This window comes from Sphingobacterium sp. N143, from assembly GCF_030325625.1.
Taxonomy (GTDB): Bacteria; Bacteroidota; Bacteroidia; order Sphingobacteriales; family Sphingobacteriaceae; genus Sphingobacterium.
The window spans coordinates 352,485-370,068 of sequence record NZ_JACAIS010000001.1; the positions used below are offsets into that span (position 1 = coordinate 352,485).

At 42.6% G+C, this 17,584-nt stretch carries 14 protein-coding genes; 6 read left to right on the forward strand and 8 right to left on the reverse strand.

Features of this window, described 5'->3' with window-relative positions; translation table 11 throughout:
- The first annotated feature begins 70 nt into the window (after positions 1-70).
- The 5 genes from HX021_RS01505 (at position 71) to HX021_RS01525 (ending at position 6,087) form a co-directional block, all read left to right on the forward strand.
- Complete coding sequence (locus tag HX021_RS01505; RefSeq protein ID WP_286587781.1) at positions 71-2,197, forward strand: S9 family peptidase; 2,127 nt, start codon at positions 71-73, stop codon at positions 2,195-2,197.
- 234 nt (positions 2,198-2,431) lie between these two features.
- Complete coding sequence (locus tag HX021_RS01510) at positions 2,432-3,238, forward strand: beta-carotene 15,15'-monooxygenase (RefSeq protein ID WP_286587783.1); 807 nt, start codon at positions 2,432-2,434, stop codon at positions 3,236-3,238.
- Between the two features lie 16 nt (positions 3,239-3,254).
- Positions 3,255-4,412, forward strand: a complete 1,158-nt coding sequence (locus HX021_RS01515) for a 1-deoxy-D-xylulose-5-phosphate reductoisomerase (RefSeq protein WP_286587784.1) — start codon at positions 3,255-3,257, stop codon at positions 4,410-4,412.
- A gap of 18 nt (positions 4,413-4,430) precedes the next feature.
- Positions 4,431-5,756 carry an RIP metalloprotease RseP gene (rseP, locus tag HX021_RS01520; RefSeq protein WP_286587785.1) on the forward strand — a complete coding sequence of 442 codons (1,326 nt, stop codon included), beginning with the start codon at positions 4,431-4,433 and terminating at the stop codon, positions 5,754-5,756.
- Positions 5,757-5,883: 127 nt separating this feature from the next.
- The gene (locus HX021_RS01525; protein WP_286588511.1) at positions 5,884-6,087 is read left to right on the forward strand and encodes a YwbE family protein; all 204 of its coding nucleotides are present in this window, start codon (positions 5,884-5,886) and stop codon (positions 6,085-6,087) included.
- 174 nt (positions 6,088-6,261) lie between these two features.
- Here HX021_RS01525 and HX021_RS01530 read toward each other — a convergent pair whose 3' ends face one another.
- From HX021_RS01530 to HX021_RS01565, 8 genes are all read right to left on the reverse strand, one after another.
- A complete protein-coding gene (locus HX021_RS01530) occupies positions 6,262-6,489 on the reverse strand; it encodes a DUF6965 family protein (protein ID WP_286587787.1) in 228 nt (75 codons plus the stop codon).
- A gap of 25 nt (positions 6,490-6,514) precedes the next feature.
- Complete coding sequence (locus HX021_RS01535; RefSeq protein WP_286587788.1) at positions 6,515-7,981, reverse strand: efflux transporter outer membrane subunit; 1,467 nt, start codon at positions 7,979-7,981, stop codon at positions 6,515-6,517.
- A complete protein-coding gene (locus HX021_RS01540; protein ID WP_286587789.1) occupies positions 7,981-11,133 on the reverse strand; it encodes an efflux RND transporter permease subunit in 3,153 nt (1,050 codons plus the stop codon). The genes HX021_RS01535 and HX021_RS01540 overlap by 1 nt, the downstream gene beginning before the upstream one ends.
- A 78-nt stretch (positions 11,134-11,211) precedes the next feature.
- On the reverse strand, positions 11,212-12,372 hold the full coding sequence (locus tag HX021_RS01545) for an efflux RND transporter periplasmic adaptor subunit (protein ID WP_286587791.1): 1,161 nt from the start codon (positions 12,370-12,372) through the stop codon (positions 11,212-11,214).
- A 247-nt stretch (positions 12,373-12,619) separates the two neighbouring features.
- A complete protein-coding gene (locus HX021_RS01550; RefSeq protein WP_286587793.1) occupies positions 12,620-13,453 on the reverse strand; it encodes an AMP nucleosidase in 834 nt (277 codons plus the stop codon).
- 157 nt (positions 13,454-13,610) lie between these two features.
- A complete protein-coding gene (gene clpX / locus HX021_RS01555) occupies positions 13,611-14,861 on the reverse strand; it encodes an ATP-dependent Clp protease ATP-binding subunit ClpX (protein ID WP_286587797.1) in 1,251 nt (416 codons plus the stop codon).
- Between the two features lie 2 nt (positions 14,862-14,863).
- Positions 14,864-15,565: an ATP-dependent Clp endopeptidase proteolytic subunit ClpP gene (gene clpP / locus HX021_RS01560; protein ID WP_286587798.1), complete on the reverse strand. Its 702-nt coding sequence runs from the start codon at positions 15,563-15,565 to the stop codon at positions 14,864-14,866.
- A 169-nt stretch (positions 15,566-15,734) separates the two neighbouring features.
- Positions 15,735-16,196: a type I restriction enzyme HsdR N-terminal domain-containing protein gene (locus HX021_RS01565; protein WP_286587800.1), complete on the reverse strand. Its 462-nt coding sequence runs from the start codon at positions 16,194-16,196 to the stop codon at positions 15,735-15,737.
- Positions 16,197-16,518: 322 nt separating this feature from the next.
- On the opposite strand from HX021_RS01565, the gene holA reads away from it, so the two are divergent.
- A complete protein-coding gene (holA, locus tag HX021_RS01570; protein ID WP_286587802.1) occupies positions 16,519-17,529 on the forward strand; it encodes a DNA polymerase III subunit delta in 1,011 nt (336 codons plus the stop codon).
- Positions 17,530-17,584: the final 55 nt, after the last annotated feature.

The window sequence follows — 17,584 nt, forward strand, 5'->3', positions numbered from 1 at the left end:
GAAAAATCGTGGTTATTTAGTGCAATTCTTTATCTTAGCCGAATTAATTAATAAACATATCCAAAAATTAATGAATACGGTATCAAGAGTACTCTTAGGTGCATCTATTATTCTTTTTGTGCATGACCTCGGCTTTGCACAGAAAAAACTGGATTTTGCTCAGTCCTGGGGGCAGAAGCAGTCTTTGACAGTGCGCACAAATCAGTATCCTGGCTGGGCGGATGAAACAGCTTATCTGGAAAATGATGTGAACGATGGTCGTTTATATCAGGTAAATATCAGATCAGGAAACCGGAGCATCTATACAGTCCCGGTGAAGGAGGGGACAGTTGTCTACGTAGAAAACAATGACATTTACATGAAAAGTGGCAATGGCATTGCAAAAAAAATAACCAATTCTCCTGAAGTTGCCGAACAGAATCCTACTTTATCTCCGGATGGCAAATATGTGGCTTTCACGCGTAAAAGCAATTTATATAGTGTGGATGTCACGACAGGCAAGGAAGCGCAATACACAAATGATGGTACTGATGTGATCTATAATGGTTGGTCTTCATGGGTGTATTACGAGGAAATCCTGGGCAGGGCCACAAAATATAAGGCTTTTTGGTGGTCGCCGGACAGTAAAAAAATCGCTTTTATGCGTTTTGACGATACCAAGGTGCCCATGTTCCCGATCTATTCCTCCAAAGGACAGCATGGCTATCTCGAAGAAACGAGATACCCCAAAGCGGGTGACCCAAACCCGGAGGTGAAGGTCGGCATTGCTCATCTGGACGGAGGCCGTGTTACCTGGGCAGATTTCAACGAAAAGGATGATCAATACTTCGGACAGCCTTATTGGGCTTTCGATAGCAAAAATATCATGGTCCAATGGATGAACAGGGACCAGAATAATCTGAAGTTCTATCAGGTAGACCCCAATTCGGGTACAAAAAAAGAGATTTATGATGAGCGTCAAGCTTCCTGGATCAATTTGGACCACGATGAACGTATAACCTACCTTGCCGACAATAAATATTATATCTTAAAATCGGATAAAACGGGCTGGGCGCATTATTACCTGTATAAGCTGGATGGCACATTGGTCAATCCGATCACTTCAGGCGATTGGCAGGTCACCGAGATTAAACGGATAGACGAAAAAAATAAGGTGCTTTATTTTACGGCCCGTAAGGAAAATTCCGCCCGCTTTGATTTGTATCGTGTTGACTTCTCCGGTAAAAACCTGAAGCGACTGACCTTTGGCGATTATTCACATGACGTAGTTGTTTCGCCTGATGGTAAATACTTTATCACACGTTATTCTAATGTAAGTACGCCTGACCGTTTTGCACTAGTGGACAATAAGGGGAAAGTCGTCCGTCAACTGGCAGACAGCAAAGCCGCAGATTTTGGTTCCTATACCTATGGCAAAACGGAATACTTGCACATCAAATCGGATGATGGACTGTTTGACCTTCCATTGACGATTACCTATCCTACAGATTTTGACAAGACCAAAACCTATCCGGTGATTTTTAGTATCTATGGTGGACCGGATGCAGGAACGGTAAAAGATACCTGGAAGGGGACCAACAATCAGTACTGGGCTAACGAAGGTATCATCCAGGTTTCGGCAGATCACCGTGCTTCGGGGCATTTTGGTAAACAGGGGGTGGCGTATATGCACCGCAATCTGGGACATTGGGAGATCATCGATTATTCCACTATTGTTAAATGGTTGAAATCGCAGCCCTGGGTAGCGAAGAATAAGGTACTGATCACGGGACATAGTTATGGGGGCTACATGACCTGCCTTGCCATGACCAAAGCCGCCAATGTATTTGATTTCGGAATCGCAGGAGCTCCGGTTACTTCCTGGGAACTGTATGATAGCCATTATACCGAACGTTGGATGGATACCCCTCAGGATAACCCTGATGGTTATAAAGCCGGATCGGTATTGACTTATACCGATAACTATAAAGGCGTATTACGGATTATGCATGGCGATATGGATGATAATGTCCATTTGCAGAACACAACTCAGCTGGTCGACAAACTGACGGATCGGAAAACGCCTTTTGAGCTGATGATCTATCCGGGTAGCCGTCATGGATTTGACCGCTCCAAAAGTAAGTATGACTTCAATGAACGGGCCCGTTTCTACTATCAATATTTATTGGAAAAACCGCTTCCAAACGAATTTAAGTAGCATGGAGCTGATATCCCATAAAAATCCCTTATCTGAGTAAGATAGGGGATTTTTTATGGGAATGGCCTGTCCATATGACCAATTGAAATCTTCAGGATACTTTCCTTGCGCCGGATCGGGATTGCTGCCTATTTTTTTGTGTTAAAAAACAATAAAAAAATCAATTTTATTGGGCTGTAAATTGTTGAAAATTAAAAATAATGGCATCTTTGTAAAAGTTTATTCAAAGAAAAAATGATTCAATTCCTAAAGGAAAGTACTTTTGCCGTAAATGAAGTTTTTAATAAGTCATGGGAGCTGCTGAAAAAGCATTATTTTTCTGTTGCAGGCCTATATTTTCTACTGTTTATCACCTCAGGCTTATCTAATTATCTTGCCACCACAATCAGTGATTTTAATGTCGTGCTGAGTGGTTTTATGGCATTTTTTTTCATGGTGTTATATTTTGGACTGAATCTGACTCTTTTCAAGTATATCCTTCACCTGATCGATGGCGACGACCAGAAAAAATTGATGCAATGCATTCCCAGCACCAGGGAACTGCTCTATTTTTTCGGGGCAATGTTGAGCATCATGGTTCTTTCTATTGCACTTCTCATGATACTGGGGGTTGTGTCCTTCCCGTTTCTTTATTTATTTGAGAATGGTGATAACCGTCTGGAGCTGATGAGCAGCTTTACTTTTTTCGTTGTCTTTGTGGCAGCGATATTGACCTTTCTACTGATCATCCGTGTCGCTTTTTATCCATTTTTCATTATTGATAAACATGCCGGAGCACTTAAATCACTGCGTTTTAGTTTTGCGCTGACGAAGGGAAATGTATTCAGGCTGCTGTTGATACTGGCCGTATTTGCATTCTTTCAGATCTTGCAGGCATATTTTAATTTTTTAGAATATTACATAATTTTTATTATTTTGAACCTCGTGAGTTCTTTCTTAGTGGTACCTTTGGCTTGCATTGTCATTTCGGTAGCGTATCGGGAAATGATGTCCGATTATCACGGTGGAGAGGACCCGAAGATATTAAGTAATATATTTTAATAAAATAGAGAAGGTTTTGAGTAAAAAAGGAATTGCCATTTTAGGGGCAACGGGTAGCATAGGTACACAAGCCTTGGATGTTGTAAGAGCCTTCCCTAATGATTTTGAAGCAATTGTGCTGACCTGCGGCAGCAATGCGGAATTATTGATCAAACAGGCCCTGGAATTTAAGCCAAAGGCTGTTGTGCTGACTGATACAACACAGCTTGCTACCGTCAAAGAAGCGCTCAAGAGACAGGATACAGCTGTACTGTGCGGTGAAGAAGGATTGGTTGAGGTGGTACAATACGAGGAAGTGAAGGTCGTGCTGAATGCGATCGTTGGATCTGCAGGATTGAAGCCTACTGTAAAGGCAATTGAGTGTCGGAAAGATATTGCCCTGGCCAATAAGGAAACTTTGGTGGTGGCGGGCGAGCTGATCATGGATCTGGTTCAGCAATACGGCGTAAGTATGCTGCCTGTTGATTCTGAGCACTCGGCTATATTCCAGTGTTTGGTCGGGGAAGCACATAATCCCATTGAAAAAATATACGTGACAGCCTCTGGTGGACCGTTTAGAGGCAAAAAAACGGGTGAGTTGCTACAGGTTACCAAAGCAGAGGCCCTGAAGCATCCCAACTGGGCCATGGGTGCAAAAATCACCATTGATTCGGCTTCATTGATGAACAAGGGGCTGGAGGTGATTGAAGCAAAATGGCTTTTCAACCTGTCCATTGATCAGGTGGATGTGATCGTACATCCACAGTCCATCGTGCATTCCTTGGTTCAGTTTAAAGATGGTTCAATGAAGGCTCAAATGGGCGTGCCAGATATGAAATTACCCATTCAATATGCACTGACATATCCTGCCCGTTTTGAAAACAGCTTTGAGCGTTTCAATTTTATGGATTACCCGACACTTAATTTTGAGAAGCCGGACATGGATACATTCCGTAATCTTGCTCTTGCCTATGACGCACTGCGTGCAGGTGGGAATAAGTGCTGTGTATTAAATGCTGCAAATGAAGTTGTTGTCGATGCTTTCCTGAAGGATAAAATAGGCTTTTTACAGATGAGTGATGTGATCGAAGCAACCTTAAATAAAATGGAATTCATAGCTCATCCAACACTGGATGACTATCTGGAAACAGACCGCGTAACAAGGTTAATAACGAGTGAAATAATCAAAGATTAAATTTATTAGAAGACATACATGGGTGTTTTAATTATGGTCGGACAAGTGATTTTAGGCTTGTCAATTTTAATCGTCCTACATGAGTTGGGGCATTTTTTAGCAGCACGTGCATTTGGTATCAAAGTCGAAAAGTTTTACCTTTTCTTTGATGCCTGGGGAGTGAAATTGTTTAAATTCAATTATAAGGGCTGTGAGTATGGTATCGGTTGGTTGCCTTTGGGTGGATATGTGAAGATTGCGGGTATGATCGACGAATCGATGGATACGGAGCAACTGAAAGGCGAGCCTCAGCCCTGGGAATTCCGTTCAAAACCTGCCTGGCAGCGTTTGATCGTCATGTTGGGTGGTATTATTGTCAATGTCATTGTGGGCGTTCTCGTCTTTTGGATGTTGACCTTCAAGATGGGAAATACCGATATCAAGATGGATCAGCTGGTCAATGGTATCGTGCCGGGAAGTATCGGTGAGTCTATCGGTCTTAAAGCAGGGGATAAGGTGATTGCCATTGACGGGCACCGTGTGGAAAATTATTCGGAACTGGTCAGCTCCAAAGTGCTGATGGGCGGTGTAACCTTAACCATAGAACGTGATGGGGCGACAAAAGAGATCGCAGTTCCAGCTGATTTGTTGAATACCTTATCAGATAAGAAAGGCGAGAAGTTTATCGAGCCAAGGGTGAAAACAACAAGCATTGCGCAAGTTGTTCCGGAATCGGCGGCCAGTAAAATGGGCTTTGTTAAAGGGGACAGTATTATCGCAGTAAACGGTGTTCAGGTGCCATTCTTCGATCAGTTTAGGGAGCAGATCAAAGCAAATATCAATAAATCGGTAGCAATTAAAGTGGTCCGTGCAGGGGCAGAAGTGTCTCTACAAGGAAATGTGCCTGCTGATGCGATGTTAGGTATAGGCATCAGTCATGATTCGTCCATTAAGCCATTTACGATCAACTATACCTTAATGGAAGCTTTTCCGATCGGAGCCAAAAAGGCTTTTACGGTCATCACGGATAATGCCAAAGGTTTTGGCAAAATATTCAAGGGTGAAGTGCGGGCAGATAAGGCTCTGTCTGGGCCAATAGGTATTGCGACATTGTTTGGTACAGAAGTGGACTGGATCCGTTTTTGGTCATTGGTAGGGATGCTTTCCATGGCCCTGGCTTTTATGAACCTATTGCCAATACCGGCATTGGATGGTGGTCATGTCGTGTTTTTACTGATCGAAATGATCCAGGGAAAACCATTGAGCGAGAAATTTTTGGAGAAGGCGCAAATGGTGGGCTTCTTTATTCTGCTGGCATTGATGGTATTTATTTTTGGAAACGATATATTTAAGCTATTTAAATAAGTTGTAAAAAGCTTGACCGATGCGTCAGGACATGGTCTCTTGTTTGTCATTAGCCCAGGCCTTGCATCACTATAAAAATAGAGGAGTTTTCTTTGGAGAACTCCTTTTTTATTTCTTACATTTGGCTATGGACGGAAGAAATAGAGCAGATGTAAAGCCTGGTATGCTGGTGAATATAATCTTGAAAAAGGACCAACGTACCGGTAATCTAACCGAAGGTATTGTAAAGGATCTCCTGACCTCTTCATCATATCACTCGAGGGGAATCAAAGTGAGGCTAACGGATGGACAGATAGGCCGCGTAGCTGAAATTATTGAGGATGATTTATAGAATTGTCTATGCAGACGATGCTGTGATGCATCATCTGATGATGAAGGCTATGGTTCAATCTTCCCCTCAGTCCGAATAATGGGAAGGAAGAAATGCCTCTTTTACTGGAGCAATTGGCTTCAGGGATCTAGGTCAAGGCCGAACACAGCCTACCATAGAAAAAGCCTAACTCTGTTAGGCTTTTTCTATGGTAGGATTTTCCAAATTTTCCAAGGTATCCTTGAGCTTTAACAGTCTGATCCAGGAAGGACATTTACTCAAATCCTTTTTCCATAACCCAACATGGATAAAACTGGTGCTGATAAACCGTTGTACATCGATCACTTGCATGTCCTGCTGTATTTGTATGGAGTCAGGAAGGTCCATGGATTGAAAGTATTGCTGTAATTCTTCTGGTGTCATACTGCAAAAATAAAGTTTTAAATCTTTATCTCCAACCTCCGCCCAAAGAGCGGTATAGATCAACGAAACCGTCCAAATGCTGTTGCCTCAGTTCAACCAGATCCAAGTCGCTATCCAGGGCATTGCTTTGTGCGGTAATCACCTCCAGATAAGTAGCATAACCACTTTTGAACAGTAAATTTGCATTTTTTACCGCCAGTTGGGCATTATCCACTCTTTTTTTTGCCAGCTCCAGTTGCTCCCGCTGTTTGTCCACAGTGACTACAGCATTGGAGATTTCAGCGACTGCTTCCACCACTTTCTGTTGGAGCTGGACTTCAGCCTTATCCCGCTCGAGTTTTGCAACTTCATATTGGGTTTTTAGGGTTTTGTTTTTAAAGATCGGTGTCGTCAGGTTTCCCGTTATTCCACCGAGTAAGGCTCCCGGGATATTAAACCAGTTTTTGGGCAACATGGTATTTACCCCCAATGCACCACCAATATTCAGCGATGGGTAACGCATGGCCTGCTGGATATTCGCATTTGCATTGGCCGCCATGAGCTGAAACTCGGCTGAGCGGATATCTGGGCGGTTGCGCACGATTTCTATTGGTGATCCGAGTGATATGTCCTTACTTTCGGCAAAAAGATGTTCATAAGATCTGCCCCGTTTGATGCTATCAGGCAGCCTGCCCGTCAGGGTCTGTAAAGCATTCTCCTGGATGACAATTTGCTTTTCCAGTTCGGGTACTAGTGAGGCCGCCAGTAACCGTTGCGATTCGGTCTGTTGAATAGCCAGAGCTGTGATCTCACCGGCTTCATATTGCAGTTTGATCATGCGCAGTGTGCTGTCATTCAGCTGAACATTGCGTTTGGCCACTTCTATTTTGGCATCCAGCATCAACAGGTTAAAGTATCCTTTTGCGACGGAGGTGATAATATTGGTCTGAATCGCATTTTTTGCTTCCTGAGTATCCAGGTATTCCGCCAGCAGCTGTTCTTGTTTACTGCTGATTTTCTTCCAGATGTCTATTTCCCAGCTAAAGCTGATATCGGTGCCAAATTGGGATTGATAGACAAACATGTTCTCCGGTGCTTTCTCGCCCTTGCGTTCATAGTATTTGCTCAATGGACCACTTCCAAAATCCTTTGATCTCCAGGTACGGTTGACGCCGGCAATGGTCGCATCGACAGTTGGGAGGTAATTGGCCTTATTCTGTGCCAGTACCCGATTGGAGATCTGCAGATTGAGCAAAGCTGTCCTCATATCAAAATTATTAGCCAAGGCTGAGTCAATCAAGAGTTTTAAAGTAGGATCATGGAAGAAAGATGTCCATTGGATCAACCCCATGCTGGAAGTATCCCCAAAGAAGTCCAAAGTATCTCCACGAAAGGATTCAGGAAGCTTCAGCTTGGGCTGAACATAATCTTTTCCCACCTTACAGGCATTCATCAGCACCAGTAATCCAATGAATATAAATAGAACCGAACTATATTTTTTTATATGCTGCATTATTCTTCTTCTTTAGCTAGTTTATCGTGTAATTTTTCATCCAGACCCTTAAATACGACAAAGAGTACCGGAATTATAAAAATGCCGAAAGCAACACCTAAAAGCATACCTCCTGCGGCACTGAAGCTAATGGAGTGGTTACCAATGGCCGAAGGCCCCACGGTCCACATCAAAGGGATCAGACCGGCCACAAATGCCAGGCTGGTCATCAGAATCGGCCTTAACCTGAGCTTCGAACCGCTGATGGCCGCTTCCACGATACTCTTTCCACTTTTTCGCTCCTGTACGGCGAATTCAACAATCAGAATGGCATTCTTGGCAAGAAGTCCGATCAACATGATGAGTCCAACCTGGACATAGATGTTATTTTGCAGCCCGACAAGATTGATGACCGAGAACACACCGATTAATCCTACCGGTATCGACAGCAATACTGCCCAAGGTAGGATATAGCTTTCATACTGGGCAGACAGTAAGAAATAAACAAACAGGATACTTAGCACAAAGATCAAAATGGTCTGCGATCCTGACTGACTTTCTTCGTAACTCATACCTGTCCACTCAAAGCCATAGTTTCCAGGAAGTTTTTCATCCGCCAGTTTCTGGATGGCCTGCATGGCATCATCGGTACTGTACCCTTCGGCTGGAGTTATGTTGACCGTGATGGCATTATAAAGATTATAACGTGTTATAACTTCCGGTCCTACGGTCTTTTCTAAAGTCAATAGGGTATTGATCGGCACCATTTCACCCTTATTGTTGCGCACAAATATGGAATTGAATGATTCTGGATCTTTTCGGAAGTCAAAATCAGACTGTACATACACCCGGTATTGACGACCAAACCGATTGAAATCACTGGCCTGTACACGGGCAAAATAAGTTCTGATGGTCGACATGAGGTCTTTGATTTCTACTCCAAGGGATTTGGCCTTAACAGCATCGATGTTGACTTCATATTGTGGAAAGTTGGCTTTAAAGCTTGTATATGCATTTCGTATTTCAGGCAAGCTATTGAGCTGGTTGATAAAGGTATCAGCGATCATATTGAAATCCCGTACATCACCGCCCATACGATCTTGTAAAACCATTTCTATACCAGCGAAGTCACCAAATCCTTGTACGGTGGGCCTTGGGAACACCGTAAAAGTAGCCTCATTGATTTGGGCTAGATCACTTCTGATGGTATCCATAAAGGCATTGATATTTTTGATATGCTTACGCTGGGCGTGCGGTTTAAGGGTGATATAGCCAGCAGCGAATGCCGGGCTCGAACTGGCATCCAAAGCATTGTAACCCGATACGGTGGTCATCCCTTCAATATCTTGCCTTTTCTTCAGGATACTGTCGGCACGGTGCAACACCTCTGTCGTCCGGCTCAAGGAAGCTCCTGGAGGCAGGGCAATATTATACGTCACAAAGCCATCATCCTCCGTAGGAATGAAGCTTTTTGGGGTATTGACCATTAAGATGGCTCCGACCGCCGTGATCAGCACCAATCCCAACCAGGCTATTTTCTTGTTTTTGATCAAGAGCTGCACAATAGCCACATAGCGGGCCGTCAAACGGTCAAAGGAAGTATTGAATGCTTTAAAAAAGCGGTCTTTAAATTGATTGATCTTCGTTGTTTTTTGCTCCTCATCCGGATGCTTTGGTGCTTTTAGCAATAATGCGCAGAGTGCGGGACTCAAGGTTAAAGCATTCAACGCCGATATCAAGATCGCGGTGGCCAAAGTATAGGCAAATTGGCGGTAGAAGATACCCGCAGGACCTTCCATAAATCCAACGGGCAAAAATACAGCTGCCATGACCATAGTAATCGATAGGATGGCACCTGTGATTTCGGACATGGTGGATAAGGTGGCCGCCTTGGGTTTCAATCCTGTACTATGCATCTTTTCATGGATAGCTTCCACGACCACAATGGCATCATCGACAACAATACCAATGGCCAGGACCAAGGCAAACATGGTCAATACGTTTAATGAAAATCCAAAGAGCTGCAGGAAGAAGAAGGTACCGATCAACGATACCGGAATGGCGATCGCTGGAATCAGCGTAGACCTAAAATCCTGTAAGAAGATAAAGACGATAATAAAGACCAGGATGAATGCTTCAAAGAGCGTGTGCTCAACCTGGCTGATGGATTCGTCAATCTGGTCGCGCACAGAATAGGTGACTTCATAGTGAATTCCTTTTGGGAAGGTCTTGGACTGCTCCTCGAGTACTTTTCGGACGGCAACATCGATGTCATGGGCATTGGAACCACTTGTTTGGGTCAGATTGAGTGTTAAGCCCGGATGTCCATCGACCTTGTTGTCACTGCTGAGGTTTGTAGCACCAAATTCTACACGGGCCACATCCTTCAGGTAAAGCACCGAACCATCATTATTGGTCTTGATAACGATATTTTGAAATTCTTCGGGTGTGGTAAAACGCCCTTTGTGGCGGATCACCGTTTCAAAAGCCTCGTCTGAGGTTTCTCCGAATTTACCGGGTGCTATTTCAAAATTCTGATCTTTGATGGCCGTCATGACGTCCTGTGGGACGAGGTTATATAAGGCCAATTTTTCGGGGTTTAACCAAAGACGCATGGCATAATCCCGGGCTCCCAATCGGGATACCTGGGCCACACCATCCACACGCAGTAGGGGACGCATCAGGTTGATCTGTGCATAAGCCTGCAGGAAGGTTTCGTCATAGGCACTGTCCGGATGATCCGAATAAAGATTGATGGTCATGATAACCCCTGTCTGCCGCGGCATTACCGTAATACCGGCTTCGTTAACCTCTGCCGGAATAGCGCTAATGGCTTTGGAGATACGGGTCTGCACATTCACTGAGGCGATATCCGGATTTGTTCCCGTTTTAAAGTAGACGGAGACGCTGCCCGAGCCTGAATTGGATGCGGAAGATTTGATATATGTCATATCTTCTACTCCATTGATCGCTTCTTCGATGGGAAGCAATACGCTCTTGGCTACGGTTTCGGCATTTGCCCCAGGATAACTTAATGAAACCAGGACACTTGGTGGCGCAATTTCAGGAAATCGGGATACAGGAAGCAGTTTTAGGCCTACTAAACCCAGGATCACCAAGAGTATAGAGATAACGGTGGCTAAAACGGGCCTGGTTATAAATGTTTTTAGCATATATGAAGTATTTTAGACATATCCAAAGTGGCCGCATGTATTGACGCTGGCCACGGGATATGCAAAAATGTGAGATAATTATTTCTGTAAGATCGGTGTTACCACTGAACCGTCGGTTAGTTTGTCAAAACCACTGGTTATGACACGGTCATTTTCTTTAAGGCCCGAATTAACGATATAATTGCCTTTGCTTTTGCCCGAAATCTGGATGTTTCGACGTTGTACCTTGTTGTTCTGATCCAATATATAAACAAAAGTTTTGTCCTGCAATTCATTGATGGCAATCTGTGGTATTTGTAGCACGTCTTTCTTAACTTCCGCAATTTTGAGTGTACCGCTACTTCCCGAACGCAAGATATTATCGTTGTTCTGGAAAGTTGCCCGCAATGAAATCGCACCTGTAGTCCGGTTGATCTGACCATTAACGGCATCAACAACTCCTTTTTTAGCATATTCTTCGCCGTCGGCCAGTACAAGCGTCACTTCAGGGAAAACCAATTTTTGGTTCTGATCGTATTTTTTTCCTTCTATACTGTCTTTTTTGGCCTGGGCTTTGGAGAAATATAGAAAGTCAGATTCATTCATGGAGAAGTAAACGTAGACCTCCTGAATATCGGAGAGATAGGTGAGGGGCTCTTTATCTCCTTTTGATACCAAGTTTCCGATACGTTTGGGAATACGTCCAATGTATCCGCTGACTGGTGCGGTGATAACGGTAAAGTCTTTGCTGATCTGGGCCGAGCGGACAGCGGCAATGGCTTGATCAAGCGTAGCTTTGGCGACTTGATAGTCCGATTTGGCCGATGCTAATTTCACGTCTGAAATGACATCATTTTGAACCAAGGGTTTTAATCGATCAACTTCCAGTTGTGCATTTTTAAGCTTGGCCCTGGCAACCTGTTCGGTCGCCACCATGTTGTTTAGATTCTCCTGATAGGTGGAAGGATCTACCTTGAATAATTTTTGCCCTTTTTGTACAAATGAACCCTCATCGACATAAATTTCCTGCAAAAGACCTTCCACCTGCGGACGAACTTCCACATTCACTTTGCCCTCAATGGTGCCTAAATAATCTTTAATGGTAGTAGCATTGGATTTAACGACCGTGTAGACGGGTAATGCTATGGGTTTTTCGGTGTTATTTTCTTTTGAGGAGCTTGAAGAACAACTTACCTGTGTGGCTAGGGCTGAACAAATCAATAGGGATACTTTGAAAATAGATAACGTTTTTTTCTTCACAATATTTGATTAAATTTAAGATATATGTGCTTTATGTAATATGAATATTACAATATAAACGCCAAATAGTTTAATTATTGTGTTGATTAACATTTGTTAACATCTCAATTTTTAGTTAATAGATGTTGAATTATTAATCAAATATAATGTTTATTAGTTTTAAGGCGTTGGTTTTTAATGATATTATGGCGTTAACATCCTATTTTCTTTAAAGGAAGAAAAATAGGATGTTTTTTTGTTAAAGCCCTTAAAATTTAAGGTGCTTGACGGTCAAACCATTATTGATGAGCTGTTTTAGTGCATCAATACCTATACTGATATGAGCCTCCACATATTTGGCCGTCACGGTGACATCACTGACGGAGGTTTTGACTCCTTCAGGAACCATGGGCTGATCAGAAACCAGCAATAGTGCCCCGGTGGGAATTTTGTTGGCAAACCCGACACTGAATATGGTCGCTGTTTCCATATCGACGCACATGGCCCGGATGGACTTTAAGTATTTTTTAAAACTCTTGTCATGTTCCCAGACCCTTCTGTTGGTCGTGTATACCGTGCCGGTCCAATAATCCCGCTGATGATCCCTGATCGTGGTGGATATTGCTTTCTGCATGGCAAAGGCAGGTAATGAAGGAACTTCAGGCGGGAAGTAGTCATTGGATGTACCCTCGCCACGAATGGCCGCTATCGGAAGAATCAATTCACCGACGGGAATTTTTTTCTTGATCCCCCCAGTTTTCCCCAGAAACAGAACTGCCTTAGGTGCAATGGCGGATAGAAGATCCATAATTGTTGCTGCCATCGGACTCCCCATACCAAAGTTGATGATGGTGATTCCTCCTGCTGTCACCGACTGCATGGGCTTATCTTCCCCATAAATAGGGGCATTGTCATGCATTTCGGAAAATAAGTGGATATATTTTGAAAAATTGGTTAAGATAATATATTCCCCAAATTCATCCAGGGGCCTTCCAGTATAACGTGGCAACCAATTGTTTACGATTTCTTCTTTGGTTTTTAAACCAGGTGTTATCGGACTATTTACGGTATTCTTTGTATTCTTCTTTGTTGTCATAGTCATATATTTAATTTCTGTAATCTCTGATCTTTCTTCGGTCAATATGCTGTTATGGCGTATGCTATTGATGTAATATAAGATTTTTTATCCTTTTTTCGATGGATAAACTGGGGATGATGGCCAGATAAAAAAAAATCCCGTTCAGCGAACGGGATTTTTTTTAAGCGACTTTAAGCTTTTTCAAATCGGACTTCTCGAATTTTTTCTTCGCATAATCCAGCGTGATTTCCAGTGCTTTCTGCCCCGTCTGTTCTTTGGTTGACGGAATTTCAAACATGGCATCCAGCATGATAGCTTCGCAGATACTGCGCAATCCCCGGGCTCCAAGTTTAAATTCGTCAGCCTTATCAACAATAAATGTATACACTTCAGGATCGAATTTGAGGTCGATACCTTCGTATTCAAACAGCTTTTTATACTGTTTTACCAAAGCGTTTTTCGGTTCGGTGAGAATGCTCAACAAGGTTCCTTTATCAAGAGGATTCAGGTAAGTCAGCACTGGCAGACGACCGATCAGCTCGGGTATCAATCCAAAGTTTTTCAGATCTTGCGGGGTGATATACTTGTAGAGGTTGTTTAAGTCAATCTCTTCCTCGTCTTCATTCATCTTATAACCCACAGTTTGCGTGCGCAGGCGGTTGGCAATTTTCTTTTGGATGCCGTCGAATGCACCACCACAGATAAATAGAATGTTGCTGGTGTTGACAGCGATCATTTTCTGATCGGGATGCTTACGTCCCCCTTGAGGTGGGACATTGACAACTGTTCCTTCCAAGATCTTGAGCAATGCCTGTTGTACACCTTCACCCGAAACATCCCTTGTGATGGATGGATTATCGCTCTTGCGTGCAATTTTATCAATCTCATCAATATAGATAATACCTCTTTCGGCAGCGGCGACATCATAGTCAGCAGCCTGGAGCAGACGGGTCAAAATGCTTTCAACATCTTCGCCGACATAACCTGCTTCAGTCAGTACGGTTGCATCGACAATACAGAATGGAACATTCAATATCTTGGCAACAGTCTTTGCCAATAATGTCTTACCGGTACCTGTTTCGCCGACAATAATCAAATTCGATTTCTCGATCTCGATCTCATCTTTATCCACCTTCTGATTTAAGCGTTTATAATGATTATAAACTGCTACTGAAATGACTTTCTTTGCATCATCCTGACCGATTACATATTGGTCCAAGTGCGTTTTGATCTCTTGGGGACGTATCAACTTTAAAGCAGTCTGCAAGGTTTTGCTTTTGCGCTGTTTCAGTTCTTCTGCCAAGATTTCTCCTGCCTGTTGGATACACCGATCACAGATATGTGCTCCATTTCCGGCAATGAGCATCTGGGCTTCATTTTTGCTTATCCCACAAAATGAGCAATGAATGTCTCTATCGTTATTCTTAGCCATCTTTATTTAATAATCTCCTTCTTTGGCAGTAAAATCTCGTCAATCATACCAAAATCCTTAGCCTCATTGGCCCGCATCCAGTAATCACGATCTGAAGATTTTTCTACCCACTCGTAAGTTTGTCCAGAGTGTTCTGAAATAATGGTATATAATTCTTCCTTTAATTTCATCATTTCACGTAAGTTGATTTCCATATCGGCGGCAACTCCCTGAGCACCTCCAGAAGGCTGGTGAATCATCACACGTGAATGACGCAAAGCTGCACGTTTACCCTTTGCTCCTGCGACCAGAAGAACAGCACCCATAGATGCCGCAATTCCTGTACAGATCGTTGCCACATCCGGCGTAATATATTGCATGGTATCATAGATTCCCAAACCTGCATATACACTGCCGCCAGGGGAATTGATGTAAATCTGGATGTCACGCTGTGCATCAGTGGATTGTAAAAACAACAATTGTGCCTGAATAATATTGGCCACTTGATCGTCGATGCCACTGCCCAAAAATATAATGCGATCCATCATCAAACGGGAGAATACATCCATCTGCGCAACATTCAACTGGCGCTCTTCAACGATGTAAGGTGTAAGATTGGTAGGGATACTAGTTTCCGTACGCGCAATGAAGCTGTCAACATGTTGACTTCCAATACGGTGATGCTTTACGGCATATTTTCTGAATTCGTTTTTATCTATATTCATCTTTTTATTTTTTCTATTTTGTAGGACTAATATAAAACTATATTTTAAAAATCAGATAAAGTGAAAAGATGTTTTACATCCGCTTTACATTTTTTTGATATAGCTTTTTACAGCGGTCAAAACCATTTTTAACGGCAAACTGGGCTGTATTTATTTCAAGCCGAATCGCTTAGCTTATTTCTTCATAACTGGGAAGTTCCTCCAGAAACTCGTATGACTCGCGTTCAAAATCCACTTTGCAATAGTAGTGATTTATTCCATTGCTCACCAGTAAGTAGGGAATACGATGCACCGAATTGTAATTGGCAATCTGTTCGAATACTTTCTGGGTAATCTTGACATGGGGCGCTTTGAATTCCGCCAGGACAACCTTGATCCCCTGATTGTTATAAATCAATAAATCGCTGCGTTTCTGAAGATCATTCAACTTTAAACCACCTTCAATGTTCATCAGCGACTTGGGATAATTCTTCATGAGTGACAAGTAGTTGATCCAGTGTTGTCTCACCCATTCCTCCGGTGTCAATATCAATTCCTTCCGTCTCAGCTCATCAAATATATAAATAGCGTTATTTCTCTTGGATATTTTAGCCTGAAAGGGTGGTAAGTTCAATGGAGTCGGTGAAAACATACACAAATATACTAAAATTTTAGCAGAAAGCGCGAATCTCAAAAACTGTCCTAGGGTATTTTTATAGATGAATGTTGGCCGCTAAAAACCAATTGATTACAATAAGATAGGCTATTGCGCAAATTTAAAATTACAACTTTGATGGACTGCAGGTATTGATTTGCCATTAAAATCGTAATTTCGCTTTTGATAAAATACCAGGTTTGGAAATACAAATACCTCGGACCAACATGTAGATGCGTGCCATTAAAACAGCTGAAGGAAGCATGGAGGTCAAAAAAATAGTGAATGAAAATCAGCATGTATTAATCATTATTTACATATGAATATAAATCCGATCTTATCCGATATCAAAAACAGATCTTTTAAACCAGTGTATCTGCTGCAAGGGGAGGAAAGTTATTTTATTGATACCATCGCCGATGCCTTAGAATCAACGGTATTGAACGAGGCACAGAAAGGTTTTGATCAATCCATTTTTTATGGGAAAGATATTGATATGTCCACCATTGTCAATGCGGCCAAGCGTTATCCCATGATGAGTGATTATCAGGTTATCATGGTGAAGGAAGCTCAGGATCTAAAGTGGAAATCGGATACCGAGGAGCTTCTGATGAAGTATCTTGAGCATTTGACACCGACCACAATTTTGGTGTTTTGTTATAAGCATGGAAAGTTCGACAAACGTAAAAAAATATACAAGGTATTTGAAAAAGCAGGACTCGTCATTGATGCTGCGAAACTGTATGACGACAAGGTAGCGCCCTGGATCGCAGCTTATATCAAAGATGCTGGATGGCAGATTCACCCTCAGGCAACGGTATTGATTGCGGATTATCTTGGAAATGATCTGGCAAAGGTATCCAATGAACTGGATAAACTGATGCTCAATGTACCTAAAAATCAGGAAATCAATGGGGATGATGTGGAACGGAACATTGGTATTTCCAAAGATTATAACGTCTTTGAGCTGAATACTGCCCTCGCCAAACGTAATGTCCTAAAAGCATACCAGATTGTGGATTATTTTGTGGCCAACCCAAAGAATAACCCACTGGTCATGGTGATTGGACAGGTGGCTACTTATTTTACCAAAATATTAAAATACCACTATTTGATCGATAAGTCTGCCGCGGCAAAAGAACTGGGGGTACATCCATTTTTCCTGAAGGAATATGAACTGGCTGCACGAAATTATAACCGCCGTAAGACTTTTGATGTGCTGAATGTGCTGAAAGAGACCGACCTAAAATCAAAAGGAGTGAATGTGCCAAGCAATTTTCATAGTGAAGAGATTCTGAAAGAAATGATCTATAAGATATTAAATCCATAAGTTTTAGCTAGTTGCCAACGTTTGAGGACCGGACACCAATCCGACTTAAGTTTTC